Origin of the sequence: Mesorhizobium sp. AR02 (genome assembly GCF_024746835.1) — a bacterium.
In the GTDB taxonomy this organism is placed as follows: Bacteria; Pseudomonadota; Alphaproteobacteria; order Rhizobiales; family Rhizobiaceae; genus Mesorhizobium.
The window spans coordinates 174,824-200,252 of sequence record NZ_CP080533.1; the positions used below are offsets into that span (position 1 = coordinate 174,824).

Sequence of the window (25,429 nt, forward strand, 5' to 3'; positions counted from 1 at the left end):
GCGATGATCCCGCGCCTCGAACTGCGCAACATCTCCAAACACTATCCCGGCGTCGTCGCCAACGACGACGTTTCGTTGTCGATCCTGCCGGGTGAAATCCATGCCGTGCTGGGCGAGAACGGCGCCGGAAAATCGACGCTGATGAAGATCATCTACGGTGCCGTACAGGCCGACAGCGGCGAGATTCTTTGCGATGGCAGCCCGATCCATTCGCACAATCCCGCCGTTTCGCGAGCGCTTGGCATCGAGATGGTCTACCAGCATTTCGCGCTGTTCGAATCCGTCTCCGTCGTCGAAAACATCGCGCTTTCCGTCAGCACGCCGTTCGACCTTCCCGGCCTTTCGCGCAAGGTCCTGGATCTCTCGCAACGCTACGGTATGCCGGTCGATCCGGCGCGGCTGGTGCACAATCTGTCGGTGGGCGAAAGGCAGCGCGTCGAAATCCTACGCTGCCTCTTGCAGAACCCCAAGCTGCTGATCCTCGACGAACCGACCTCGGTGCTGACGCCGCAAGCCGTGCTGCGGCTGTTCGAAACGCTCCGGCAACTGGCGGTCGAAGGCTGCAGCATTCTCTACATCAGTCACAAGCTGGACGAGGTCCAGACGCTTTGCGATACCGCGACCGTACTGCGCAATGGCCGGGTAACCGGCACGGCAACGCCCAAGCAGACGACAGCAACAGACCTGGCGCGGATGATGGTCGGCTCGAAACTGCCCGAGATGCATGTCAGCCCTTCCATCCCGGCCGAGAAACCCGTGCTTGAGATTCGCGGGCTGTCCGCGCCGGCGACAGACATTTACGGCGTCGACCTCGCCGACATTTCCTTCAACGTGTTCGGCGGCGAGATCGTCGGCATCGCCGGCGTGTCGGGCAACGGGCAGGCCGAACTTGTCTCCCTGCTCAGCGGCGAGCGGCTGCATCACCAAAGCGACGCGATCCGCATTGGCGGCATTGCCTCCGGTCATCTCGACGCAGACCGTCGCCGTCGAGCAGGCTTCGCCTTCGTCCCGGAAGAGCGGCTTGGCCGCGGCGCAGTGCCGGCGCATTCGCTGATCGAGAACGGTTTGCTCACCGGCCACCGCCTCGGCCCCGTGCGCGGCGGCCTCATCGACCGCAAGCGTGCCGCGAACTTCTCGCGCGCCATTGTCGAAATATTCAAGGTGAAGACCAACGGCGTTGGCGCCAAGGCGCAGAGCCTGTCGGGCGGCAATCTGCAGAAGTTCATCGTCGGCCGCGAAATCGCGCTGCAGCCGAAGCTGCTGCTTGTCTCACAACCGACCTGGGGCGTCGATGTCGGCGCGGCCGCCTTCATCCGCCAGACGCTGGTTGATCTCAGCCGTGCTGGTGCTGCCGTGCTGATCGTCTCGGAGGAACTCGACGAGCTTTTCGAGATCTGCGACCGGCTGCTGGTGATTTGCAACGGCCGGCTGACGAAGTCGCTCATCCGCACGCAGACGGACCGCGAGGAGGTGGGTCTGCTGATGACAGGACTGGACGGCAGTGTTGCTGCAAACGGCGGGGACAGCCTTGCGTTTCAGGATTGAACAGCGGCCCGAGCCCTCGGCTCTCATGCGCGTCATGGCTCCCATCGCTGCGACGACGTTGACCCTTGTCGTCGGCGCCGTTCTGTTCGCAGCACTTGGTCACAACCCCGTCGCGATGCTCGACGCGTTCTTCGTCGCGCCGCTCAATTCGCTGAACGGCCTCTCGGAATTGTTGCTGAAAGCGTCGCCGCTGATCCTCATCGCCTGTGGCCTTGCGGTCGGCTTTCGCGCCAATGTCTGGAACATCGGCGCCGAGGGTCAACTCGTCATGGGAGCGATTGCGGCGACGGGTGTCGGGCTGTTTTATCCAAATCCGGAAAGCGTGCTGCTTTTGCCGCTGATGTTTTTGGCGGGCATGGCCGCCGGCATGGCCTGGGCCGCGATACCGGCATTTCTGCGGGCACGCATGAACACCAGCGAAATCCTTGTCACGCTGATGCTGACCTATGTTGCGACCCTGTTTTTGTCGTGGTTGGTCCATGGTCCGTGGCGAGACCCCGCCGGCTTCAACTATCCGCAGACCGCGCTGCTGCCGCCGGCTGCGCTGTTTGCATCGTTCGACGATGCCTACCGCGTCAACCATTCGATTTTCATCACGGCGCTCGTCGTCATAGTCATGTGGATTTTCACCGACCGCAGTTTCCTCGGCTACAAGATGACGGTGGGGGGTGCCGCACCGCTGGCCGCCCGCTATGCCGGCTTTCGCGAGTCGGCTGCCATATGGATTGGACTCTTGGCAGGCGGTGCCGCCGCCGGTGTCGCCGGCATGGCTGAGGCAGCGGGACCGCTTGGCCAGCTTTCGCCGAACGTCTCGCCGGGTTACGGCTTCGCCGCAATCATCGTCGCCTTTGTCGGGCGGTTGAACGCTTTCGGCATCGTGCTTGCAGGCCTGCTGATGTCGCTGCTCTTCCTCGGTGGCGAAACAGTCCAGGTCTCGCTCGGCCTTCCCTCGGCGCTGACTCGCGTGTTCCAAGGCGTCCTGCTGTTCTTCCTGCTCGCAGCCGACTTCTTCATCTTCTACCGCATTCGCCGGGTAGGGGGGCGGAACTGATGGATCTGTTCATCGCCATCTTCACCGGCACGATCGTCGCCGCCACGCCTCTGGTGCTGGCCGCGCTCGGCGAACTGGTGGTGGAAAAATCCGGCGTGCTCAATCTCGGCATCGAAGGCATGATGCTTACTGGTGCGGCCCTTGCCTTCGGCGTCGCCCTTGCGGGCTTGCCGTTGCCGCTGGCCATCATGGCCGGCATTGCCGGCGGCGCTGCATCGTCGATGCTGTTCGGCGTGCTGGCGCTGACCTTCCTGACCAACCAGTACGCAGCTGGCCTGGCTCTGGCGATCTTCGGTTCCGGCCTGTCGGCGATGATCGGTAACGGCTTTGGCAACACGCCGATCGCGGCTCTCGGCGCGCTTCATATTCCGGTCCTTTCGGATATTCCGGTCATTGGGCCGCTCATCTTCCGCTTCGACATACTGGTCTATTTCAGCCTGTTGATGGTTGTCCTCACCGGCTGGTTTCTCTACCGGACCAAGGCAGGCCTGGTGCTGCGCACGATCGGGGAATCGCCGCAATCCGCACATGCGATCGGTTATCCGGTTATCCGGATCCGCTATCTTGCGGTGTTGTTCGGCGGCGCCATGGCGGGATTGGCAGGAGCCTATCTGTCGGTGGCCTATACGCCGCTGTGGGTGGAGAACATGACCGCCGGCCGAGGTTGGATCGCGCTCGCGCTGGTGGTCTTTTCCACCTGGCGCCCCTATCGTGTCCTGTTCGGAGCCTGGCTGTTCGGCGGTATGACGATCCTGCAACTCCAGGGGCAGGTGCTCGGCATTCCCCTGCCGTCGGAGCTGCTCTCCGCGCTGCCCTATCTGGCGACGATCGTGGTGTTGGTGATCATCTCGCGCAATCGCCAGATGCTCGCCTTGAATTTCCCAGCATCCCTGGCAAAGCCATTCAGGCCCGCTGGCTAGCTAGAAACCATCCGCTCCCTTGAAGCGTGGCTTCAGGAATGAGTGCTGTTGACACACTGGACAGTAGGCGGTCTTCGGAAGCGTGCGCACTACGTTTGTAGTCAGAAGTGCAATAAAGCTTATGGCTTTCAGTTGTGGCGGAACAATCGTAAATTAGGTTACGTTTGGATGGGTGTTTCAGGCCAAATTGCTCAGTCGTTCCAGCGGGGTATTGGACGGACTGAGACAGAAAAAAGATAATGAAATTAGTATGTTAGGACACAAAGTTGCCGCCGCACCTATGATGGATGGGGCAGATAGTTAAATAGAATCAAATAGTTACGATAGGTTGTGTGCAAAATTCGCACACGAAAGTTCTGCTTCTCTTCTTTTTTCGTTCCCACGACGAAGCCGCCGACAGCCGCTTTCGAACGCTCTTCTGCCGACGATATTGACCGCTCCTTCGCGGATTTCCGCCAGAGACGACATTTCAGCCACATGCTTGGCAGACGCTTACACGCTGATCCAGGTCCAGGCACCCTGTACTGTAGCAGTATGAAGATGATCGACGGCCGACCGTTTTACTGCCGACAGTAATACGAGAGGGGAATCCGCCCCTCACCCCTGACGATGGCCCTGGCGGAAGATTATCCGCGCCTCGCGGAGCAGGGAATTCCGGTCAGTGCCCAGCATGCCGATCAGGCCGCGCGCCTGGTCCATGGTGATACCGGTTTCCGTGGCAAGTTGACTTGCAAGCCTATCGCGCTCCGACATGCGGGCGCCGTCGCCTTCGTCGCCCATGGTGAGTTGTCCCTTCTCACTTTGGCATTTTATCCCTCAAGCTCAAGCGCGGGCCTGCAATTTCGTTCCGGCTCCTTCGCTGACTTCTGGTTGTGGAAAAGGGTGCCCCGCACCCCTGCCTGACCGGCGAGGTCCGGGGGTAGCAACTGCCAGAGGGTTTTGGTGCGGTCCGCAGGCGGAGCCGAGGCTCGGCCCTCTTGCGGGCGCGAGGGGTCGCGTCCCCTTCAATGCCGGGCTTTCAAAATTCTGGCCTCTCTTAGCAATGCTGCCCGATCGTGGCCAATCATGTGAAAAAGTTCGCGGGCCTGCTCCTCTGCGATACCGGTTTCGCGCGCCAGGAATCGGACCAGAAACTCCTCTTCCTCCTCCATCCGCGCGCGCTCTCGCCGCTTCTGCTCGCTGCGCGATGGGGGCGTGGTCTCAAAGTCAGGATGAGGCTGCAACTCGGCGTCCTCATCCTCGTCTTTCACCACCAAGCCAGCTTCCTTGGCTGCCGCCAGGAAGGCGCGTCGGGCATTCTCAACATCGTCCTTTGAGGTCAGGCGCCCGGTACAGGCCCGGAGAGCAGCGCGATATCGCGGACCATGCTGCTCGGGCCAGCGCTCCATCATGAACACGGCGGCCTGGGACACACTGGCCAACCTCCGGAACTCGCCTGGCCTTGACGTCTCAACGATCAGGGGAACGTCAAAAAAGGCATCGTTCATGGACAGCCCCATTCAATGGCATGGCGAACGAAGAAAGCAGGAGTTGGTTCCGGTGGTAGGGCGACGCGCACTGGATCCGCCGCTCCTGTGAAGTTGCTGGACGGTCGGTGTTACAGGCGTTAAAGCGAGCTGACAGGAGGGCCAAACCCCATGGACCCCAAGAGGCTTGACCACAAGCTCGATTGCAAGGCGTGCGGGACAATCCAGATGGATATCCCCGACAACGCCACTGACAGTACCCCTATTCATTGCAGCAACTGCGGCGGCTACCTTGGCGACTGGGGAGAGCTTCAGGACGATTTTCACCGGCAGGCCAGCGACGCTCAAGCCTTTGACCTGAACAACGGCAATATCACCAAGAAATAGCCGACATGGCTGCCATGCAAAATTGTGCATTGCACAAAACCCCGCAGTCAGCGACTTTTTGTGGGTCGGCCATCTACTCCTCCCAGATGTGATGCCGATGCAAGCGAGCCACACCTCCTCCCGTGACGAGCTTTAGATCGAACCCGCTGCCACCTCCTCCCGGCAGCGGGTTTTTTCATGGGCCTAGCAGCGGCTACTGTACGGTTCTCGGCGGCGCCGGGCGGTGGAGCGAGCACGGTAAAGGCAGTCTTGCTGAGCGCAACTTCGCTGAACGTTGTTTGGCGCATGAAATCCGATCTTGAGGACGAAGTCCTTTTCAAGCCTGAGCCGATCCTGCGCTTCACTTCTCTGCTGATGGTGCGCGATGCCGCTCTGGCAGGTGCGGGCGCGGCATTGCTTCCGAAGCTTCTTGTCGCAGGCGATATCGAGGCGGGCCGCCTCGTTTGCTGGGGAACTCACGCCGGTCGGTCTGTGGAAATCTGGGCGCTCCAAAGCTCGCGACGTCTTGTCGGTGCCAAGGTTCGCGCTTTCTTGGATGTGATGGAGAGGGCATTTCCGACCAAAGGTTTTTATTCCTGAATCCTGAACAAGAACCTGTCCTGCCGGCCATCAGCGTTGGGGAAGAGGCGGCAACGGATATATAGTCGCGCCGTCACTGCGTCGGCGGCGTAGCGACGTTTGGCTCCGGTCTTGCTCACTCGTTCAACGTTGGCGCGTACGGGGAGAAGTGTCGGGTTCCCGTGAAAACAGATGCGCCGAGCGCCTAACTTGATCAAAATCTCTGACGAGGCATTCTCATGATTAAGTGCCAAGAAACAGCTGGTGCTGATGACGGAACATAAGTCCGTAGATCGCGCACTGTGATGTTAATGCGAGGATCAATGGATATGGACGAGAACGGCCTGGCCGAAATATCGGCCCGTTACGTTCGATTCGCCGATGCGGAAGCTCGCGGTCGCTCGCCGCTCTACGAGGAGCTGGCGCGTGCAATCGCGGGGGACCGGGAGACACTCAGCTTGCTGGCGTCCCTCCCGGATATGAAGCGGCAACCGAACCTTCTGCTCGCCGCGGTGCGCCACCTCTTCGGCACGCCGACGGGGTGGACCGAATTTCGCCAAGCGCTTCTGGCGCATACTGACGCTGTCCGCTCGCTCATGCTCGAGCGCTCAACCCAGACCAACGAGCCCGCGAGGTGTGCTACGCTGCTGCCCATCCTAGCGCGGCTGAGCGCAACGCCGATCACGTGCCGGCAGTGAAGTTCTTCAATCCGCTAGGCCAAGGAGTCTGGCTCGCGACCGAGCTCGACGCCGATGGTGACACCATGTTCGGCCTCGCTGATCTTGGTTGTCCGGAGGTGGGCAGTTTCTCACTCCTCGAGATGACGTCCGTCCGGCTGCCCTTTGGCATGGGCATCGAGCGCGACATCCTCTTTGCCACCGACCTGCCGATTTCGATCTGGGCAGAAGCCGCCCACCGAGCCGGAAACATTCGCGATGCCGAAAGCATTCTCTACCACGCCGCCCACTCTGGCCGGAGCGGCGCGTGAGATCTCAGCTTTAAATCCGCAAAGCCGCAGATGGCCAAAGGCCTGTCTGCGGCCCGATCCTTTCGATCTTCGGTGTGCGGCGCGGTCCTCAGAGTGAGAGGGCTGCGCCCGTCTTTGTGACGGGTTTGGAGGTCGAGAGAATCTCGGCCGCCCGTCGCGGAGATAGTCCCCATGGCTACTGCCAAGCAGAAGATCACCCTCAACGCTTCGCGCGACATCCCCTTCAACAAGCTGATGCTGAGCCAGTCCAACGTACGGCGCATCAAGCGCGGGGAAACGATCGAGGACCTCGCCGCCTCGATCGGACGGCGCGGACTCTTGCAGAGTCTCAACGTCCGGCCAGTGCTGGATGGCGAGGGCAACGAGACCGGCATGTTTGAGGTGCCGGCTGGCGGGCGCCGCTATCGGGCGCTGGAACTGCTGGTCAAGCAGAAGCGTATGGTCAAAACCGAGCCCGTGCCCTGCGTCGTCACCGACGCCCATAGCGAGGTGCCGATCGAGGAGGATTCGCTGGCCGAGAATTTTCAGCGCGAGGACCTTCATCCCCTCGACATGTTCCGAGCCTTCCAGACCCTGCACGACCAAGGCGCCAGCCATGAGGAGATCGCGGCACGCTTCTTCGTGTCGCCTACCTTCGTGCAGCAGCGTCTGCGCCTCGCCAAGGTCTCGCCCAGACTGCACGATATCTACGAGCAGGAGGGCATGAAGCTCGAGCAACTCATGGCCTTCACGGTGTCGGACGATCACGCCCGTCAGGAACAGGTCTGGGAGGCGCTCGAAAACTCCTGGTCGAAGGAGCCGCAGCAGATCCGGCGCCTGCTGACCGAGACCACAGTGCGTGCGACTGACCGCCGGGCGCTGTTCATCGGTGTCGACGCGTATGTCGCTGCTGCCGGCGTGGTGCTGCGTGACCTCTTCGAGTCCGACAATGGTGGCTGGCTGCAGGACCCCGCGCTACTCGACCGCCTGGTCCGCGACAAGCTGAAGTCGATCGCCGACGAGATCGCGGCGGAGGGCTGGAAGTGGATCGTGGTCGATGTCGATCTGCCTTACGGCCACAATCACGGCCTGCGGGCATGCGAGGTTACTTCCTGGCTGCGTCGCATGGTCTGCCGCAGGGCGTCGCGAACTTCTACGGATCGCAGTTCGCGCTTGGCATTGCGCTTTGGTTTGCCGCGTCGCTCGCTTTCGTTGCCGTCCATGCGCTACTCTGGACGTCGAGTGAGGGCCGGGGACGGGCGCTGCGCTACGCGATCGCAGCGGTGGTGATGAGTATGCCGCCCTTCGGTATTGTCGGGTGGGCACATCCGGTCACGGCTGCCGGGATCTTGTTTCCAGGATGGGGCTGGTTCGGGTTGGCTACGGCCGCGATCCTGATGCTCGCCATGACTAAGAAGCGATGGCCGATCGCAGCCGTGCTCGTGGGAGGATTTTGGGCCTGGTCCGCCGCAAATTGGACGCCTCCTAATCCGTTAGAAGGTTGGGTCGGGACAGACACGCAGTTCCCAGGTTCTCCCCGGCGGTATGCTGACTATGTACAGCAACTCAACACCATTGCTCTCGCCAAGACGGCGGCCGTGGGCGGCGCGAGCGTCATTGTCCTGCCGGAAAGCGCCGCCGGCCTCTGGACGCCGACCGTCGGACGGCTCTGGGCACGAGAACTGACTGGGAGCGGCGTGACTGTCATCGCCGGGGCCGCCGTGGTCGACCAGTATGGCTATGACAACGTCATGATCCGGATCTCGGCCAAGGGAAGCGAAATCCTCTATCGTGAGCGCATGCCGGTACCTGTCTCCATGTGGCAGCCGTGGCTCGCCTGGGTGGGGCAGCGAGGCGGGGCGAGAGCGCATGTCTTTGCCAATCCGGTCGTCGATGTCGAGGGCGTGAAGATTGCGCCGCTGATCTGCTATGAGCAGCTCATCGTCTGGCCGGTGCTTCAATCCATGCTCCATCGACCGGATGTCATCGTCGCGGCAGGAAATGGCTGGTGGACGTCGGGCGTCAGCATCGTCGCGATCCAAAAGGCGAGCGCGCAAGCGTGGGCGTCTCTGTTCGGCCTGCCGCTCATCTTGGCGGTCAATCGCTGACGGAGGAAGAGAAAAATGGATATCGAACTTGTCTTCAGTGCGCCGATGACAGCTTCGTTGAGGCGATAGGAGTCGAGTCGCACCTTGCGACCACCATCACAACATATGGAAGGGCGGTCCTTGATACCGGCTCCGCGAGCGCCGGCTCAAGCCGTCGAGGTCAGCCGACTTCATGCCGGAAGCCTTCAACGACTCGATCGAGGCCTATCGAAGCGAATATTTCGAGGCGAGTACGTGTTCGCCAGGGCGATCCCTCCACTGTCGAGGCCCTGGAACCGGGAGGCTCTATCACTGAACAGGACTGTGATAGTCCGCGGGCCTCCCGTCGGCGCCAGGGTATGATCCGGACAAGGCTGAACCTCGGGGCGTCATTACTGGATAAATAATTGATTCAGCTACCTTTCAGCAATACATGCGAAAGTTCGTGATGATTGCTGAAAAGACTACATGGCGAACGAAGCCTCCGCTGACCCGGGCACCTCGAAGAGCGGTTTGGCCCTTTCCACGACGCTCTTGGGAAAGCTCTTGAGGACTTCGGGATCGAAGGGAAGATTGGGCATGTGGGTGGCGACAAGAGCCGCCACCCAACGGGCCTGCGCGGCATCGCGGTCCCGCTTCAAGGTATTCCTGTCAGGGCGTTCGGACAGCCAGTGCTTATGGACCACATAGGCACGGGGATCGGGCGCGACGATCCGCACGGGAAACCCTCTTGCGTCGATCGCCATTGCCTCGAACTGAGGCGCGTTTTCATGCCACGCGAGACCTATGATCTGGACGGCTTCGAGATCCGAAGGCTCGCCTGAAACCGAACTAACCTCGACCTTCCACGGCGGATCGCGCATCGGCTTGATCAGGTCAACAAGATATCCCTCGTCACTGACCGCCTGGAAGGTTCTGTCCGTTCTGCGGAATGATCGGTCAGCCTTTTTGAGGAGGCCCAAAAGCGTCCGCTCCGCGACATCCTCCTCTGCAGCAAGGCGCATGTGCGCACGGGCATCGAATAGGAGGTCGATGTCTTCCGTCGTCGTGATGTCAGATGGGAAACGGACGCCGGCAGAAGCCTCATAGGCGAAGAGCGCATTGGTGCCTACGACTTTCAGTCCCTTTCCCAGAAGATCGGCTCCATCGACGGCCCTAATGATCTTGGCCCCGATCTCTGGCACGCGCCCCATTCCCAGTGCACGGTTGACCGCCGCCTGTCTCCGGAGGGTTTCCGTGGCTACCTTCAGTTGACGGGCAGCCTCTTCCTTTCCGCGCGTGAACTCTGCGAACACCTTTTCCGTGTGCTCGTCCCGGCGTCCTAGAGATCGTTGCCGTTTGACCCCTGATTTGGGATCGTAATAATCGCGGAGCAGGTACTCCACACCATGTCGCGCGGCGAAAATCATCGAGCCGCGGTAGCCAGAACCTCGCCTCCGGGCGTCGAGATACGTCTGGAATCGCTGCTGCGTGTTGATGAATTCGCGGCCTTGGTCCCCGTTAAGTCTTTGAAATTCAATGTGTTCAGCAATCATCGTGGAAATCCGCGTTTATTGCTGAAAAACAAAGCACGACTCATCGCAACACGCAAGCCAGAGATCGGGGTAGGGTCGGGCGGAAAGCGCCAAGTAGAACTACAGACCATGTAGCTGGTGGTGAAGAAGGTCCCGCGGCCTTCCCTTCTTCGTTTGGAGTAGTGCTACCTGCCTACCTGCCGCCACCATGGTCTACGACAGCATCATCGTAGCGATGTCGATGATCAGCATGCCGATGATCGGCGACGACGACCGTGCTGATGCTGATGCCGATGATCATCATGTTCGTCATGCGTTGCGAACCACTTCCGTCGAACCCGGCCCCGTTTGCTTGACCGGTCGCTGCGATGTCGCGCGCTTGTCAGCGCTCAGCCAGCCGCATCGGCACATCAAGGGCCTATTTGACGTGCTCACGGTGAAGGCTTCAATCGGACATCGTTTCGAGCATATGAGCAAGGAAATTGAGATATATAAATATATCAATAACTTAGGCCTAGTTCCATAATGAAACTTATGCGACTTTAGACGTGTAGCAGCTATTTAGTAATGCGACAGTTACCCCAGTTAGAGATGCGACACTTCCTGCTTCCGAGGCTGGTCAACATGAAGCTGGAAAGGAAGGCTGGCGACTTCTCAGAGCCTGGCGTGAGACTGAGCCTGTTGCGGGAGCCGTCAAGCCTTTGGTACCTTCTCGCAAAAAGAGCTGCATCGTCTCGAAGCCATCCAGAAGATCCGCGACCGACGGCTGAGCGTCGTCCAGGCGGCGGAGTTCCTTCATATCAGCCGACGTCAGTCCATCGCCTTTTGCAAGCTTATGACCAGGACGGCGCCGGCGGCCTGGCCTCGAAGAAGCGCGGCCGGCCGAGCAATCGACGCCATGGTGAGGACTTCCGCAATACCGCACTGGATCTGGTGCGCGATCGCTACCGGGACTTCGGCCCGACGCTTGCCCGCGAGAAGCAGCTCGAGCGGCACCAGATCGCCGTCAGCACAGAGACGCTACGCAAGTGGATGACGGAAGCCGGCATCTGGACATCGCGTCGGGAGCGCAAGAGGCAGCTTCATCAGCCTCGTCGCCGGCGTGATTGCCTCGGTGAACTCGTCCAGATCGACGGCTCGCATCATTGGTGGTTCGAGAACCGCGGCCCCAAATGCGCCCTGCTCGTCTACATCGATGATGCCACCGGCAAGCTGCTGCGTCTGCGCTTTGCCGGTTCCGAGAACACATTCGACTATCTGATCGCGACCAAGGCGTATTTGCAGGAATGGGGTAAGCCGATCTCCTTCTACAGAGACAAACATGGCGTGTTTCGCACGACGCATGGTTCGGAGAAGGATCGAACGACTGGCCTGACGCAGTTCGGCCGCGCGCTCTACGAGTTGAACATCGACATCATCTGCGCCAACAGTCCGCAGGCCAAGGGTCGCGTTGAGCGCGCCAATCAGACGCTGCAGGACCGCCTCGTGAAGGAACTGCGCCTGCGCGCATCAGCACGATCGAGACAGCGAATGCCTTTGCGGCTGAGTTTGCTACCGACTTCAATGCCCGTTTTGGCAAGGAGCCGCGGAATCCGAAGAACATGCATCGTCCTCTCGCCCATCATGAGAACCTGGACGGCGCCATGTGTCGCAAGGAGTTCCGCACACTGTCGCAAGCCTTGACGCTGCGTTACGACAAGGTGCTGTTCATCCTTGATCCGAGCAACTTTGCGAAGAACCTGGCCGGCAAGAAGGTCGTCGTTTGCGATTATCCCGATGGCCGGCTCGAGATCATGGAGGGCACCACCCTCCTGCCCTACAGAACTTTCGACAAGCTGCGCTCGGTTCATAGATCGGAGATTGTCGAGAACAAACGCCTGGACGAAGCGCTTGCAATGGTGGCTGAGATGCAGGCTGGCCGCGAACTGACGCGAAGCCAGCATGGACCCCGCCGCACCAGCCAGACGAACCATATGTTCGGAATCCCTGATGGCAGTCAGGCCAATGGATATGTGAAGCGCGGGCGCAAGCCGGGCAAACGGACGGATTTTATGAACGATCCCGCCGTGATAGCCCGGCGAGAATAGGCACTGGCGAGGCTGGAAGCTGCGGAATGAGATTTGCAACCATGCCTTCTTGGGATCCAGTCCATATTCTAATGAGCTACGGACCGTGAGGATGAAAGCCGACCGCATGCACGACATAGGCCAATGGTTGCCAACGATCTTGATCCTTGCTGCGCTCATTATGGTGCCGTTCAGCTGGTATTGGCACAAGCTTCTGGATACCGATGTGAAAGCAGGGCGGGTGAAGCTGTCTTGGTTTGGGCCAACAAATCTGGACACATACCGGGCGTTGAAACGACATGCGATGCAGGGCAATAAATTTGCAAAATGGATTCTAATTATAGCGCGGGTTTGGATTGTCGTCGTTTCGCTTGTGGTTTTGGCAGCCTTTTCCAGCCCGATTTGGATTAGGCATATTTAGGTTTCTTGCCCTGTTGCAGGTGTGTCAGTGATCTTCTAGCGACCGCAATGGTTCGGGCGCTGCCCTTCGCATCCATGTCGTTGACGGCTCTCAAAGCTAACGCCGAAGAACCCACGATTGATCGCCCCCGATCGGGCTGCGCAACCCGGACCAGCCGACGCCCGATCGTGCCCTCACGTCGACGCCAAGAAGCGCGTCACTGTCGCCTTTCTAACTTGCTTCGATCTGTCCGCGAATTGGCCCGTGGATACACTGCGTAGCCAGTCGGTGGTTGGCTCGATTCCGTACTCGGTTCCATCCAGTCGGACACATCCGCCCCGACATCACAAGGCGAGACCCTCTCAGCCATCGCCAGGGACTGGCTATCACCGAGGCTCTCTATTCATGCTCAGGTAGGTGGGGTCAAATTCGGCGATTTCCACAAGTTGTTCCCAATCCGAGATAGTGACCGTGTGGTTGACCCAGGTAAAGACGCCTGCCCTGCGCAACGCCGCTATAACGCGGTTCATGTGCACCACCGACAAGCCAAGCACGTCTGCCATTTCGGCCTGCGAGAGCGGGAGATGGAAGCTCATGTTTTTTGTCAGATTTACAACTCGCAACCGCACGAATAGCTCGCAGACGAGATGGGCAAGGTGGGACGTCTTGGACCGGCGCCCCATCGCCACAATCCACTCGCGATGGATAGCGCCGTCGACAAGCGTGTCCAACCATAACATCCGGGTCAGATGCGGCGCATTCTCAGTGATGGTGCGCAGTCGGCTATGCTCGGCGAAAAAGACCCGGCAAGGTGATAGCGCGGTGATCCCGTGGTCCATGGTCTTGAGAAGGAAAGCATGGAGGTCAACGAAGTCTCCCGGCACCTGGAGGGCTGTGAACTGGCGCCCACCGTCCTCCAGCACTTTGTATCGCGCCGCCAGGCCCTCCACCAGCAGGGTGCTGTACGTCGGCCGTGAGCCGGCGGCGACTAGATCCTGTCCCACTGCAAAGCTCCTTCCGGCTGAAACAGCATCGGTAAGGATGACTTTCTCAGCCTCAGAGAGGCAGTCATGTTGTTCAAGTTGCAAAAAAAGGGATTCAAGCATGGCAAGTTCCCAATGGTTGGGGGCGAAAGGATCGAACCCTTGAGCCGGCACAGGCGTGTGGAACCGATTCACACTTTGCCCTCTTTGTCTCGCCAAAGGTCGTCCCGCCACGGATTAGCCGACGCCTTAACTTAAGCAGACAAGTAAACCGCCTCGCGTCATGAAATGGCGACAAGGAGCATGCAAAGCCGACAGTCAAGGTCCGCGACGAAAACGAACTGCAATCTCAAGTGATGCCGTTGTAGTCGAGACGGTCAATAGCCGCCGATCACGGGCAATATCTCCCCGGTGATATAGCTCGAACATTGCGGCGATGCCAGGAACACATAGGCCGGTGCGATCTCTTCCGGCTGCGCAGGGCGTTTCATCGGCGTATCCGCTCCGAACTTCGAGACGTCACCGGCCTTCTTTTCAGATGGGTTGAGCGGCGTCCACACCGGTCCTGGCGCGACGGCGTTAACGCGGATTCCCTTGGCGATAAGGTTGCCCGATAGCGCCCGCGTGAAAGCGTGGATACCACCCTTTGTCATCGAGTAGTCGACCAGTTCCTTCGACCCGTCGATACCTGTGATTGAACCGGTGTTTACGATCGCTGAGCCGGGCTTCATGTGTGCCACGGCTTCTTGGGCCATATGGAAATAGCCATAGAGGTTGGTCTTTAGCGTGGTATCGAAATGTTTCTCCGTCAGATCAGCAAAGTCTGCTGAATGCACCTGAAAGGCAGCGTTGTTGACAAGGACATTGAGCCCTCCCAGTTGCTTGATCGTGTTGGCGACAGCTTTGCGGCAAAACTCGCGGTCCGCAACATCGCCGCGGAGTGTAATGCAACGGCGGCCTTCGCTTTCTACCGCCTGCTTCGTAACCTCGGCGTCGCCGTCCTCTGACAAATAGACAATTGCAACATCCGCGCCCTCGCGCGCGAACAGGACCGCGACCGCTCGTCCGATGCCGGAATCGCCGCCAGTAACCAGCGCAACCTTGCTTTCGAGTTTGCCAGAGCCACGCCAGAACGGTGCATCGTAAAGGGGAGCTGGCTTGATCTCTGCTTCATGGCCCGGTTTCGGGTGATGCTGTTTCGGAAACGGCGGCGCGGGATATTTTCGCGCGCCGGCCTGCATTGCGCCAGCAGGTTTCGCTTTCGGTTTGGCCCGATCATCGGCATCGACCTTACGCTGTATGCGCCGCTGCTTCTGGGTGATCTTGGAAGTGTCGGTTTTCATCGCGATCGGCATGGTCTTGTCCTCGGTTGCCGACGGACAACGTGCGTTGAGCGAAAAGGTTGGCTTCAGTTGTCACGAAAACGGCTCGGTGCAGCGATGTTGGCAGCATCCAACAAGGACAGGGCGAGCGCCGCATTTCGCAGCGCCGGCGAGATGGCTGAGCGTATTGGGTCGCGCGCGTGGAGCGAGACCCAGATAGGGCCCGTTTCGTCGTGGCCAACAGAGCTTAAAACGCTCGTCGATCTGATTTTGAATTCTGCTCAGCCCATGTTTGTTGTCTGGGAGCGGAGCGCATCTGGCTCTACAACGACGCCTTCATTCCAATCCTTGGCCGCAAGCATCCGACTGCTCTCGGCCTGCCCAGCCAGCAGGTTTGGGCTGAGGCTTGGGACATGATCAGCCCAATGTTCGATCAGGTCTTCCAAGGCCAGCCCGTGCACATGGACGACATCGAGATCCGGATCGACAAGCGCGGCGCTCCAGAGGAAACGCACTTCGCGTTCTCCTATAACCCGGTCATGCCGTCGGACACCGGTAAGGTGGGCGGAATCTTTGGCGTCTGCACGGAAACGACCGACAGATTTCTTGCTGAAAGACGCGAGCGCCTTGCCGCGGAACGTCAGATCAATCTGTTCGAACAGGCACCCGGCTTCATCATCATGCGCGGCCCCGACCACGTGGTTGAATTCCTGAATGACGCCCATCGGCTTGTGTTCAACAGCGACGATTGGCTGGGAAGACCAATCCGGAGTGCTATTCCGAGCCTCGAAGGCCAAGGGTTCTTCGAACGTCTGGACGAAGTATTCAGCAGCGGAAAGACATTCGAGGCGCAAGGCGTTCCGGTTCGCTTTCGCCGTTCGCAGGAAACTCCTGAAGAGAGCCGATACCTGACGTTCATCTACGCGCCGCTCTACGACGGCAACAGCACCGTAACCGGAATTTTCTGCGAGGGGTTCGACGTCACCGAGACATACCGCGCGAGGAAGCGAAGCACTGCGCTTGCCGAGCTCGGTGACGCTGTTCGGCTTATTGAGAACCCGGACGACCTGGCCTACGCCGCGGCCGAAATCATTGGCCGGGAACTGGAAGTGAGCCGGGCTGGTTATGGCACCATCGATCTGGCGAAAGAGACCATCTCAATCGAACGCGACTGGAATGCTCCCGGCATCAAGAGCCTGGCCGGCGTGCTGCATTTTCGTGATTACGGCACGTATATCGAGGACCTCAAACGCGGCATCACGGTTGTCTTCGAGGACGCCGAGAAGGATCCGCGCACGAGCCACAACGCCGAGGCGCTGAAGGCGATCAGCGCTCAATCCTTGATCAACATGCCGATCACTGAAAAGGGTGGCTTTGTCGCCCTGCTCTATCTCAACCACGACAGACCACGGTCTTGGTCGGAGGAAGAGATCGAATTCGTTCGCGAGATGGCCGAGCGGACCCGAACAGCCGTTGAACGACGGCGCGCGCAGGCGGAACTGCGCCAGAACGAAAGCCGTCTGCGCTTCCTCGATGCGCTTGGAAAAGAGACGGCAAAGAGCGCGGACGCGGACGCAATTCTTGAAATCACCACAAGGATGCTTGGCCAGCATCTCGGCGTGGCAGTCTGTGCCTATGCCGATATGGAGCCCGATCAGGACCACTTTACCATCCGTGGCGATTGGCACAGGCAGGGCTCAGCCAGCATCGTCGGCTATTACAGCCTGCAAGACTTTGGCCAGCTTGCGGTCCTCAGGCTTCATCAGGGCTTGCCCTTGATCATCAATGACAATGTTGCCGAACTGCTGCCGGAAGAGGCCGCCACGTTCCAGAACATCGGCATTGCCGCAACGATCTGCATGCCCCTGGTCAAGGAGGGGCGACTCACTGCTTTGATGGCGATTCATGACAGTGATCCACCAACCTGGAGTCAAAATGAATTGGCGCTTCTCACCGAGGTCACGGAACGGTCCTGGGCGCATATCGAACGGGTCAGGTCGGATCAAAGCGCTGCCGAGACCGCGGAAAGGCTGAGCCTTGCGACCCAGGCAACGGCAATTGGAACCTGGGACTACGACCCTGTCGCCAACCAGTTGAGATGGGACAGGCAATGCCGGGCCCTGTTTGGGATTCTGTCGGATCGCGATGTTTCTTATGAAGGATCTTTTGTCGCTGGCTTGCATCCCGATGACCGCGAGCAAGCGGACAAGGCCGTGCGACAGGCGCTGTCTCCAGACGATCCACAACCGTTCAACATCGAATATCGAACGGTCGGTCTTGAGGACGGCATCGAGCGCTGGGTCGCGGCAAGCGGACACGCTATTTTCGAGGGCAGGAAAGCCGTCCGTTTCATCGGCACCGTGATCGATGTTTCCGATCGCAAGAAAGCCGAGCGTCATCTCAAGATCATGAACGACACCGGCGCGGCGGTCGCCGCCGAGCTCAATCTCGACAAGATCGTGCAGATCACCACCGATGCCGGCGTGCAACTATCAGGCGCGCAATTCGGCGCGTTCTTCTACAACGTGCTCGACGACCAGGGCGGCAGCTACATGCTCTACGCCCTCTCAGGCGCCGCACGTTCGGCCTTTGAGAATTATCCGATGCCGCGCGCCACAGCCGTGTTTGAACCGACTTTTCTCGGGACGGCCGTGGTTCGATCGGACGACATCCTGAAAGACCCGCGCTACGGCAAGAACACCCCTCGCAAAGGCATGCCGGAAGGCCACCTACCAGTGCGCTCCTATCTGGCCGTGCCCGTCGTCTCCAACTCTGGAGGGGTGCTGGGTGGGCTGTTCTTCGGCCATGCAGAAACCGGCAAGTTTCTACCTGAACACGAGACTGCTCTTTTGGGTATTGCCGGTCACGCAGCCACGGCAATCGACAACGCCCGCCTGTTCCAGGCGGCCGAGCGGGAACTTGCAGAGCGACGACGCGCGGAAGCCGCGTTGCAAACGCTCAATTCCACGCTTGAACAGCGGGTGATCGAGGAAGTTGCGGAGCATTCGAAAGCAGAGGAGCAGTTGCGTCAGGTGCAGAAGATGGAGGCGGTGGGCCAGTTGACGGGCGGCATCGCGCACGACTTCAACAACATGCTTGCCGTTATCATCGGCGGGCTCAATCTGCTTCAGCGCAAACTGGCAAAGGGTGAGACAGATGTCAGCCGATTTGTCGAAGGCGCCATGCACCGCGCCGCAGCTCTGACACAGCGTTTGCTGGCCTTTTCGCGACAGCAACCGCTCAAGCCCGAGCCTATCAACGCGAACCGCTTGATTGGCGGGATGACCGATCTGTTGATGCGGACACTTGGCGAGACAATTACAGTCGAGACCGCATTCGGCGCCGGTCTTTGGCAGGTCAGGCGGATCCCAGTCAGTTGGAAAGCGCCCTTCTCAACCTCTCGGTCAATGCGCGGGATGCCATGCGACGACGACAGCTTCGATCATTTCGCGAATGGAAAGCGCTTCCCCACGATCTCGCGTGACGTCGTCGGGGTAAAACAGTTGAAACAAAGATTGGGATTGTTAGCGCGGCGCAGCTCCGGGAACAGAACGCCAAACCCATCCTGGTCGCACGACGCGACCATCCGGAACCATGATCATAGCCTGCCGCCGTCTGCGTGCAGCCGTGCAGCACGAAAACCAGGGAGCTCCACGCGGCAAATTCGGGGGAATAGAGAGGCGCGCCCGCAACGCGCCAGGGTTCGATCCGAATACCCTCGAGGCAAAAAGCTGCGGCCGGCCTCGCAGCGTGGCAAGCCGGTTGATTGTATCCGATATGTTTCGCAAATCGACATCCTCGCTAAGCGTCTACAAACGCTGTGGCAAGAACATCGTTGCTGCAGTGCACAATGGCAAGCTCACTATGCGGGATGTACGCGTGGTCGCCCTGGCAACGCCTACGCTCCGTTGTTTGATCGTTACATCTGGAACGAGCTCACGCCTAACGGATGTTCGACAAACGACCATCGGAGAAGGAACCAAAGCATCCGATGAAGCATTCCCTGCGATCTGGCCTGGAGCCGATAGGCACTTGCAAAAATCTCCGGGCGGCCGGGAATACCGACGGCTCCAATGTTAGGACGTTCATGATGAACCACGTCTCTCATATGCCACCCAATCCGATGGTCGAGCAGCCGGCCAGCGAGGGTTTGCCCACTGCCGTTCAAGGAAACGAAAAGCCAGGATCAATGTCCGGGCAGCAACAAGCAGCCCAACCTCAGTCAGTCGTCGATGCCGCCGAGAAGAGCCCGTCCGGCTTAAAAGGCGGGTTTTGTTAGCCGCCTTCTGCTGGAAATCGCCGCCCCAAACCGAGTGTGGCGCGGCGAACGAAGCGAGTTGAACTGGACGGCCTATGCGAGAGCTTCACCGGCTTGCCGGCTTACAGTCCCGCGCCACGGCAATCTGTCGGAAACGTCCAGGCTCTATCGCATGCAGAGTCGTCAAAGCCGCGACATTGTCCTGCTTTGCGTCCCGCTGTAGGACGCCGCGATAGGCGATCCCTTGATGTTCGGTGTCTCCAACGCACAGCACATTTTGACGGGTAGGCTTGAGTCACGCCAGGTTGACGCTGCTGTTGTACTGCCAGACGACGCCAACATCGCTGTCTTCGATGCGCCTTGTGCTTCATCGCCCTTGTCGTCGTAACGAGCCAATTTGAAAAGAGATCAGAGGAGCTGAATTTCGGGTTGCCGTCCTGTACGGCCATTTCGACTGCCTGAATCATCTCAAGACCGAGCTTAGCCCGGCCCGACAAGGGTGCAACCACGCCGATCGCTACCCTTTAGCGTCCGATGGCAGTGTGTTCTTCTGAATCGACCATGAATTCGTCTCTTTTCGTTTCGATCCGTGATTTGCGAGCAGCAAACCGGCCACAGAGGCGATGACCAGGAGGCCGCCGATCACCGTGACGGCAGTGAGTTTTCTTCAAGGAAGGCCCAGCCGAGCAGCACGGCGATGACCGGATTGACGAACGTGTAGGTCGCGACCAGCGTCGGCGAGACCTTCTTGAGCAGCCAGATATATGAACCGAACGCCACGACCGCGCCGGCGAGCGTGAGATAGATCCAATCCAACAGAGACGTCAGCGAGACATCAGACAGGACGATGGTGGCGGGCTCGCCCCGCCACACACTCAAGATTAGGAGCGCTGTTCCGCCGGCAACCAATTCTCTGCCGGAAAGGGCGACCGACGACGCCGAGTCCTTATGGCCTTCGGCAATGATTGTGCCGAGGGCCCACGATGCGGACGCGGCAAGCAGGAGCAGGATGTCAGACAGTTGGAGCGCGGCCGGACCTTCGATGCTGCGCCAGGCCACGAGCATCACTCCACCGAGACCTGGCAAAAGAACAGCATCGTTCTGGCAAAGGGTTGGTCCGATCTGCCCAGGAGGCTTCTGCCAGAAATGATCCAGAACGGCATTGTCGCCAGCAGCAGCGCGGCGAGACCGGACGGCACCCGCTGCTCTGCATAGGCCAGCACGCCGTGGCAGCCGACGAAGAAAAGAACGCCGCACACACTGGCCCGGAGCCACGATTTCGCGGAACCTCTGTCTCCGCCTGACATGCTGGAATAGGCTAGCAGCAGCAGACCGCCGACAATCGACCGTGCGCCCATCAAGGCGAAAGGCGGGATGGTTTGCAGCGCCAGGGCCAATGCGAGATATGTCGAGCCCCAAATCAGGTAGACGGCGGCAAATCCAAACAGGATCGGCATATTTGCTCTTGAATTCGACGCCATCGATTTATAACCTTCTAAAGGGTTAGGTACTGGAATAAACCCGAAAGGCGGCATTGGTTCCATGAGAGATGCAAGTCCTCACGCCGCTAAGGCCACGCAGGTGGGTGCGCCTGTTGATGATTTGGCGATCCGGTTCGTTAACATGGCAGCATGGCGATTGCGCTCTGAGGTCGAAGAACGCCTGTCCTCGCCCACTGAGCTGCTAGCGTGGCTGCAATCGAATGGGGTACTGAGCAAGGAGCAGTTCGGGAGCTTGCGGCTTGTTTGGAAACAGGATGTCGACCTGGCTCGACTGGTCCATGGAAGCGCAATTGCCTTGCGTGAGGTGATCTACAATCTTCTCAGCGCGCGCATCGACGGCAAGGCGCCTGCTGAAGCAGACGTCGCAATCTTCAACAACATCCTCGCGAGCCATATTCACAGTGCCAGCATCGCCTGGCGTGCGGGCGCGTATGGATGGAACGTGCCAAGCCCTCACGCTGCGGACTCAAGCCTGTTGATGCCGATCGCCCTGTCGGCGGCCGAACTGCTCACCGGCATTCGGGCCAACAAGGTTCGCCAGTGTCAGGATGACAGGGGATGCGGCTGGCTCTTTGTCGATGAGAGCCGATCACAGAACCGCCGCTGGTGCTCGATGGGAGATTGCGGGAACCGGGCCAAGGCCCACCGGCACTACCAAAGGGTAAAGAAGCAGGGCATGAGCTCGACTACAAAGGCGTCAAACTAGGCTTTCCGAGCGCTCATGCTTTCAGTATCTGTTCGAACGTACACTTTTTGGAGTTCTTGTCGGGACGCCATCGCAAGAATTTGGTGCCATGCCGGAAGCGATTTCCGGTAACCTGATCGAACCGAACTTCTGCAACCATTTCGGGCCGCAATGGCTCCCACTGCCCGCTCCTTTCGGTGCTCCAGCGGCTTGGGCCACCGGGGGCTTTGCCTGTGAAGCCAGGAGGCGAACGCAAGGCTTCGAGTTGCCGTGTCAACGCTGCCCGGTCTTCCTGCGAGATTGTAGAGGTAAACCCGACATGGTCGAGTTTGCCCTTATCGTTGTAGAGGCCTAGTAGCAGTGAGCCCACCTGACGTGACTTTTCCAGGTAACGAAACCCGCCGACCACGCAATCGGCTGTGCGCAGCCGTTTGACCTTGATCATGGCGCGCTCGCCGGGCCGATATTCGTCATCAAGACGCTTGGCAACCACGCCGTCCGTTGAACCCTGACCGGATTCGCCAAGCCACTTCGTTGCCGTCGCCAAATTCCTGGTACACCGCGATAGCTCAGTGTCGACGTGGCCAGCCGACTTTACGAACAATTCCAGCGTCTCACGCCGTGCGGACAGCGGTTTATCCATCAAGCTGGCGCCCGAACTGACAAGTACATCAAACAGGATCAGCTTGGCCGGGGTCTCGGCGGACAGCTTACGGATCCGGCTTTCGGCCGGATGCAATCGCATCTGCAGCGCATCGAAAGAGAGCGATCCGTCCACCTCGATAACGATCTCACCATCGACTACGAAATCCCCGGCCTTCAGGCCGCGCAACATCGAGACGACTTCCGGAAAATATCGGCCGAGCGGCTTGCCCGACTTTGCCCGCAAGTCGATCTCATCGCCGGCTTTGAAGGCGAGGCAGCGGAACCCGTCCCATTTGGGTTCGTATTGCCATTGGCCAGCGCCAACAGGCAATGCGTCCGCAGCCTTTGCCTCCATCGGCTCCGTATCCAATGGAACGCCAAAAGACGGGTTTTCCTCTCTCGATGTCATGCTGCAAGCTTCGCTGAACCGAGTCGCCTGATGGCAGTGCTGATCGCCCTTTCGCCGTCGTCATAGTCTGCCCAGGCGACCGTCTTCCTCAGCAGATTCGGCACAGTGCGGACTGTGTATTTTTTCGGATCGAGATCAGCCTTAACCTGACCCCACGTCAGCGGCATTGAGATCGTTGCTCCCTCCCTTGCACGGGGCGACAGCGGAGCGACAGCTGTCGCCATGCGATCATTGCGGAGGTAGTCGAGAAAGATCCGCGACGTCCGCAGCTTCTTGGCCATGTTGACAAGGTAGAGATTAGGGCTGTCTGCCGCCATTTGCATGCAGACCGCCTTGGCGAAGGCCTTGGCCTCGGGCCAGGTCGTCTTGCTGCGCTGGCCGGCCAAAGGCGTGACAACATGCAAGCCCTTGCCACCCGTCGTCTTGCAGAAACTCACCAGGCCTAGCTCTTGAAGACGATCACGCATTTCCTTGGCGGCCGCGACCACCTGGGCGAAGGAAACTTCCGGGCCGGGGTCAAGGTCAAAGACAAGTCGGCCGGGTACCTCGGGATGAGCCGGCTGGCAATTCCAGGGGTGAAGCTCCAGGCCGCCGATCTGGGCGATGGCTGCCAGGCCTTCAACGCGATCGATCTGCAGATACGGCTTGTGGTCGCCGAAGACTTTCACCAGTTCCAGCAGATTGGACGTGCCTGGCATCGCATGGCGCTGGAAGAACTGTTCGCCCGCGTAGCCATCCGGCGCTCGCACAAGCGAACACGGGCGGCCTTTGAGATGCTTGATCATCCAGGGGCCAACAGCATCGAAGTACTCCGCAAGGTTTAGCTTGGTGACCGGCTGGCCGCCATCACCGGCGTTAGGCCAGAGCGGCTTGTCCGGGGAGATGATGACACCCATGACGATGGGGTTCTTGCCGGTCCGGCTACTCGTCTTGGCAGGTTCGGCAATCTGCGTCTCCTGAGGATCGGCGGGACGCTCGGCCTCTACCTCCTTTGCCGGTTTGTCCTCGCGCAGCCCTTTGAAAGCGGCCTGCCTGACATTACCGCCACCCGTCCAGCCGGCGAACTCGATTTCCGCGACCAGTTCCGGTTTCGTCCAGAAGACGGTCGGCTCCTTTTTCGGTGCGCCGTCGCCGGTAAATGGTGACTTCGCTGCCTTCATTCCCTTCAGCCGCGGCAGCAACTGCTTGACCTTTGCCTCGCTGTAGCCGGTTCCGACACGGCCGATGTAGGCGAAATGTTCGCCGCGATTGACGCCGACCAGCAACGACCGGAATTTGCCATTGGTCGTCGACCAGCCGCCAATGACGACTTCATGTCCAGCGCGGCACTTCGATTTGGCCCAGGTGTCGGTTCTGCCCGAGACATAGGCTGCATGGGCCTTTTTAGAGATGATGCCTTCAAGCGAAAGTCGGCAGGCGGAACGCAGCACCGCGTCACCGCCATTGCTGAAGTGCTCAACGTAGCGGATGAGGTTCTCCTCGCCGCGATCGACCTCTCCGAGCATCTTGCTCAGCCGTTCCTTACGCTCCGAGAGTGGCAACTTTCTCAGGTCGACACCGTCTGCAAAGAGCAGATCAAAGGCAAAGAAGATCAGATCTTTTGTCCGGCGCTCGGACAGCGCGGCTTGCAGCGCGGCAAAATCAGGCGCGCCATTTTCACCTAGCGCCACGATCTCGCCGTCGACGATGACGTTGGGAAGGCTGGTCGCCTCCTTTGCGATTGCACCGAATTTCTCCGTCCAGTCGAGGCCCTTTCGGGTCCTGAGCGTGGCGGCGCCGTCTTCGACGCGTAACTGAACCCGATAGCCATCGAACTTGATTTCATGCACCCAATTCTCCCCCACAGGCGGTCGGGAAAGGGTCTGGCAGAGCTGGGGCGGGATGAAACCTGGCATCGTCACCGCCACGTCACGAGCGGCACGTTTTGGACGCGGCGATGGTTTTGGCGACGGCTTCGGCGATGCCTTTGACGACTTTGCGCGTTCGTCGGCAGCATGGCCGCGCTTGCTGTCCCACACTGCGTCCGCATCAGCCACCGATGAGTCTTGCATCATGAACGGCTTCGGGCCGGCCCCCTTTCCGGCAGCAATCTTTTCCATGCTCCGGCCCGAGGCCACGGACCGGTCCTGTGCCAACACCGCGTCGCCATTACCATCGGTCGCGTATTTGTCGCGATGTTTGATCAGCAGCCAGTTGGTCCGCTTGCCGCCATTGCGGTCATGCTTCATCCGCACCAGGACAAAGCTTCCGTGCAGGCGCTTGCCGTCGAGCGTGAACTTCAGATCGCCTTCTTCCAAGGCCTGTTCGGGAGATATGGCGCCTTCAGGCTCCCAATAGCCGCGATCCCACAGCTGCACGGTGCCACCGCCATACTGTCCCTTGGGGATCGTGCCTTCGAAGTCACCGTAGTCAAGCGGATGGTCCTCAACCTCGACCGCCAGGCGCTTGTCCTGCGGATCCACTGACGGACCTTTGGTTACAGCCCACGACTTGAAGACACCGTCCAGCTCAAGGCGCAGATCATAATGAAGCCGCGTTGCATCATGTTTCTGGATCACGAACCGAAGCCTGTTCGATTTCGCAATCGAACGCTCGCCACTGGGTTCTTTCGTCTTCGTGAAATCCCGCTTGGCCCGATAGGTGGAAAGCTCGCCCTTGGTCATA

20 protein-coding genes and 4 pseudogenes are annotated in these 25,429 nt (G+C 59.6%); 14 read left to right on the forward strand and 10 right to left on the reverse strand.

Annotated elements, in window-relative coordinates; genetic code table 11:
- The first annotated feature begins 3 nt into the window (after positions 1 to 3).
- The 3 genes from DBIPINDM_RS42260 to DBIPINDM_RS42270 are packed head-to-tail and all read left to right on the forward strand — an operon-like array spanning position 4 to position 3,516.
- Entirely contained in the window at positions 4 to 1,545 is a 1,542-nt protein-coding gene (locus DBIPINDM_RS42260) for an ABC transporter ATP-binding protein (RefSeq protein ID WP_258589865.1), read from the forward strand.
- Positions 1,529 to 2,596, forward strand: a complete 1,068-nt coding sequence (locus DBIPINDM_RS42265) for an ABC transporter permease (protein WP_258589866.1) — start codon at positions 1,529 to 1,531, stop codon at positions 2,594 to 2,596. Before DBIPINDM_RS42260 ends, DBIPINDM_RS42265 begins: the two co-directional genes overlap by 17 nt.
- Positions 2,596 to 3,516 (forward strand): ABC transporter permease, encoded by a 921-nt coding sequence (locus DBIPINDM_RS42270; RefSeq protein WP_258589867.1) that lies wholly within the window; start codon positions 2,596 to 2,598, stop codon positions 3,514 to 3,516. Before DBIPINDM_RS42265 ends, DBIPINDM_RS42270 begins: the two co-directional genes overlap by 1 nt.
- A gap of 597 nt (positions 3,517 to 4,113) precedes the next feature.
- Here the strand turns inward: DBIPINDM_RS42270 and DBIPINDM_RS42275 are convergent.
- Together DBIPINDM_RS42275 and DBIPINDM_RS42280 are read right to left on the reverse strand one after the other, a co-directional pair.
- Positions 4,114 to 4,296: a hypothetical protein gene (locus DBIPINDM_RS42275; protein WP_258589566.1), complete on the reverse strand. Its 183-nt coding sequence runs from the start codon at positions 4,294 to 4,296 to the stop codon at positions 4,114 to 4,116.
- A gap of 224 nt (positions 4,297 to 4,520) precedes the next feature.
- Positions 4,521 to 5,003, reverse strand: a complete 483-nt coding sequence (locus tag DBIPINDM_RS42280) for a DUF982 domain-containing protein (RefSeq protein WP_258589567.1) — start codon at positions 5,001 to 5,003, stop codon at positions 4,521 to 4,523.
- A gap of 150 nt (positions 5,004 to 5,153) precedes the next feature.
- Here DBIPINDM_RS42280 and DBIPINDM_RS42285 point away from each other — a divergent pair, with 150 nt between their 5' ends.
- The 6 genes and pseudogenes from DBIPINDM_RS42285 (at position 5,154) to DBIPINDM_RS42310 (ending at position 9,002) form a co-directional block, all read left to right on the forward strand.
- On the forward strand, positions 5,154 to 5,369 hold the full coding sequence (locus DBIPINDM_RS42285) for a hypothetical protein (protein ID WP_258589568.1): 216 nt from the start codon (positions 5,154 to 5,156) through the stop codon (positions 5,367 to 5,369).
- Positions 5,370 to 5,654: 285 nt separating this feature from the next.
- Positions 5,655 to 5,948, forward strand: coding sequence for a LysR substrate-binding domain-containing protein (locus DBIPINDM_RS42290; protein WP_318036965.1), 294 nt, complete (start codon positions 5,655 to 5,657; stop codon positions 5,946 to 5,948).
- A gap of 308 nt (positions 5,949 to 6,256) precedes the next feature.
- On the forward strand, positions 6,257 to 6,625 hold the full coding sequence (locus tag DBIPINDM_RS42295) for a DUF2332 domain-containing protein (RefSeq protein ID WP_258589569.1): 369 nt from the start codon (positions 6,257 to 6,259) through the stop codon (positions 6,623 to 6,625).
- Positions 6,562 to 6,915: a DUF2958 domain-containing protein gene (locus DBIPINDM_RS42300; RefSeq protein ID WP_258589570.1), complete on the forward strand. Its 354-nt coding sequence runs from the start codon at positions 6,562 to 6,564 to the stop codon at positions 6,913 to 6,915. The genes DBIPINDM_RS42295 and DBIPINDM_RS42300 overlap by 64 nt, the downstream gene beginning before the upstream one ends.
- 171 nt (positions 6,916 to 7,086) lie before the next feature.
- Positions 7,087 to 8,079 (forward strand): annotated as a pseudogene (locus tag DBIPINDM_RS42305) (ParB/RepB/Spo0J family partition protein); the annotation flags it as partial.
- Positions 7,992 to 9,002: a conjugal transfer protein TraB gene (locus DBIPINDM_RS42310; protein WP_258589571.1), complete on the forward strand. Its 1,011-nt coding sequence runs from the start codon at positions 7,992 to 7,994 to the stop codon at positions 9,000 to 9,002. The pseudogene DBIPINDM_RS42305 and the gene DBIPINDM_RS42310, both read left to right, overlap by 88 nt.
- 443 nt (positions 9,003 to 9,445) lie before the next feature.
- Here DBIPINDM_RS42310 and DBIPINDM_RS42315 read toward each other — a convergent pair whose 3' ends face one another.
- Positions 9,446 to 10,516, reverse strand: coding sequence for a nucleotidyltransferase domain-containing protein (locus tag DBIPINDM_RS42315; RefSeq protein ID WP_258589572.1), 1,071 nt, complete (start codon positions 10,514 to 10,516; stop codon positions 9,446 to 9,448).
- Between the two features lie 187 nt (positions 10,517 to 10,703).
- Between DBIPINDM_RS42315 and DBIPINDM_RS42320 the strand changes: the two genes are divergently transcribed.
- The 3 genes and pseudogenes from DBIPINDM_RS42320 to DBIPINDM_RS42330 all read left to right on the forward strand — a co-directional run bounded on the left by DBIPINDM_RS42320 (position 10,704) and on the right by DBIPINDM_RS42330 (position 12,982).
- The gene (locus DBIPINDM_RS42320) at positions 10,704 to 11,021 is read left to right on the forward strand and encodes a hypothetical protein (RefSeq protein ID WP_258589573.1); all 318 of its coding nucleotides are present in this window, start codon (positions 10,704 to 10,706) and stop codon (positions 11,019 to 11,021) included.
- A 198-nt stretch (positions 11,022 to 11,219) separates the two neighbouring features.
- Positions 11,220 to 12,582 (forward strand): annotated as a pseudogene (locus DBIPINDM_RS42325) (ISNCY family transposase).
- A gap of 91 nt (positions 12,583 to 12,673) precedes the next feature.
- Complete coding sequence (locus DBIPINDM_RS42330; RefSeq protein WP_258589574.1) at positions 12,674 to 12,982, forward strand: hypothetical protein; 309 nt, start codon at positions 12,674 to 12,676, stop codon at positions 12,980 to 12,982.
- A gap of 365 nt (positions 12,983 to 13,347) precedes the next feature.
- On the opposite strand, the gene DBIPINDM_RS42335 is transcribed toward DBIPINDM_RS42330, so the two are convergent.
- Together DBIPINDM_RS42335 and DBIPINDM_RS42340 are read right to left on the reverse strand one after the other, a co-directional pair.
- A complete protein-coding gene (locus DBIPINDM_RS42335; protein WP_258589575.1) occupies positions 13,348 to 14,067 on the reverse strand; it encodes a Crp/Fnr family transcriptional regulator in 720 nt (239 codons plus the stop codon).
- Positions 14,068 to 14,321: 254 nt separating this feature from the next.
- Positions 14,322 to 15,299, reverse strand: a complete 978-nt coding sequence (locus DBIPINDM_RS42340) for an SDR family oxidoreductase (RefSeq protein ID WP_258589576.1) — start codon at positions 15,297 to 15,299, stop codon at positions 14,322 to 14,324.
- A 647-nt stretch (positions 15,300 to 15,946) separates the two neighbouring features.
- Here DBIPINDM_RS42340 and DBIPINDM_RS42350 point away from each other — a divergent pair.
- Positions 15,947 to 18,690: pseudogene (locus DBIPINDM_RS42350) on the forward strand (GAF domain-containing protein); the annotation flags it as partial.
- Here the strand turns inward: DBIPINDM_RS42350 and DBIPINDM_RS42355 are convergent.
- From DBIPINDM_RS42355 to DBIPINDM_RS42365, 3 genes and pseudogenes are all read right to left on the reverse strand, one after another.
- A pseudogene (locus DBIPINDM_RS42355) lies at positions 18,683 to 19,054 on the reverse strand (alpha/beta hydrolase family esterase); the annotation flags it as partial. The pseudogenes DBIPINDM_RS42350 and DBIPINDM_RS42355 sit on opposite strands and share 8 nt — an antisense overlap.
- A gap of 1,112 nt (positions 19,055 to 20,166) precedes the next feature.
- Positions 20,167 to 20,583 (reverse strand): EamA family transporter, encoded by a 417-nt coding sequence (locus tag DBIPINDM_RS42360; protein ID WP_258589577.1) that lies wholly within the window; start codon positions 20,581 to 20,583, stop codon positions 20,167 to 20,169.
- A 5-nt stretch (positions 20,584 to 20,588) separates the two neighbouring features.
- Positions 20,589 to 21,068, reverse strand: a complete 480-nt coding sequence (locus tag DBIPINDM_RS42365; RefSeq protein WP_258589578.1) for an EamA family transporter — start codon at positions 21,066 to 21,068, stop codon at positions 20,589 to 20,591.
- A gap of 37 nt (positions 21,069 to 21,105) precedes the next feature.
- On the opposite strand from DBIPINDM_RS42365, the gene DBIPINDM_RS42370 reads away from it, so the two are divergent.
- The gene (locus DBIPINDM_RS42370; RefSeq protein ID WP_258589579.1) at positions 21,106 to 21,732 is read left to right on the forward strand and encodes a CGNR zinc finger domain-containing protein; all 627 of its coding nucleotides are present in this window, start codon (positions 21,106 to 21,108) and stop codon (positions 21,730 to 21,732) included.
- Positions 21,733 to 21,745: 13 nt separating this feature from the next.
- On the opposite strand, the gene DBIPINDM_RS42375 is transcribed toward DBIPINDM_RS42370, so the two are convergent.
- On the reverse strand, positions 21,746 to 22,765 hold the full coding sequence (locus DBIPINDM_RS42375; RefSeq protein ID WP_258589580.1) for an ATP-dependent DNA ligase: 1,020 nt from the start codon (positions 22,763 to 22,765) through the stop codon (positions 21,746 to 21,748).
- The gene (gene ligD, locus DBIPINDM_RS42380; RefSeq protein ID WP_258589581.1) at positions 22,762 to 25,428 is read right to left on the reverse strand and encodes a DNA ligase D; all 2,667 of its coding nucleotides are present in this window, start codon (positions 25,426 to 25,428) and stop codon (positions 22,762 to 22,764) included. The genes DBIPINDM_RS42375 and ligD overlap by 4 nt, the downstream gene beginning before the upstream one ends.
- Between the last annotated feature and the right edge of the window lies 1 nt (position 25,429).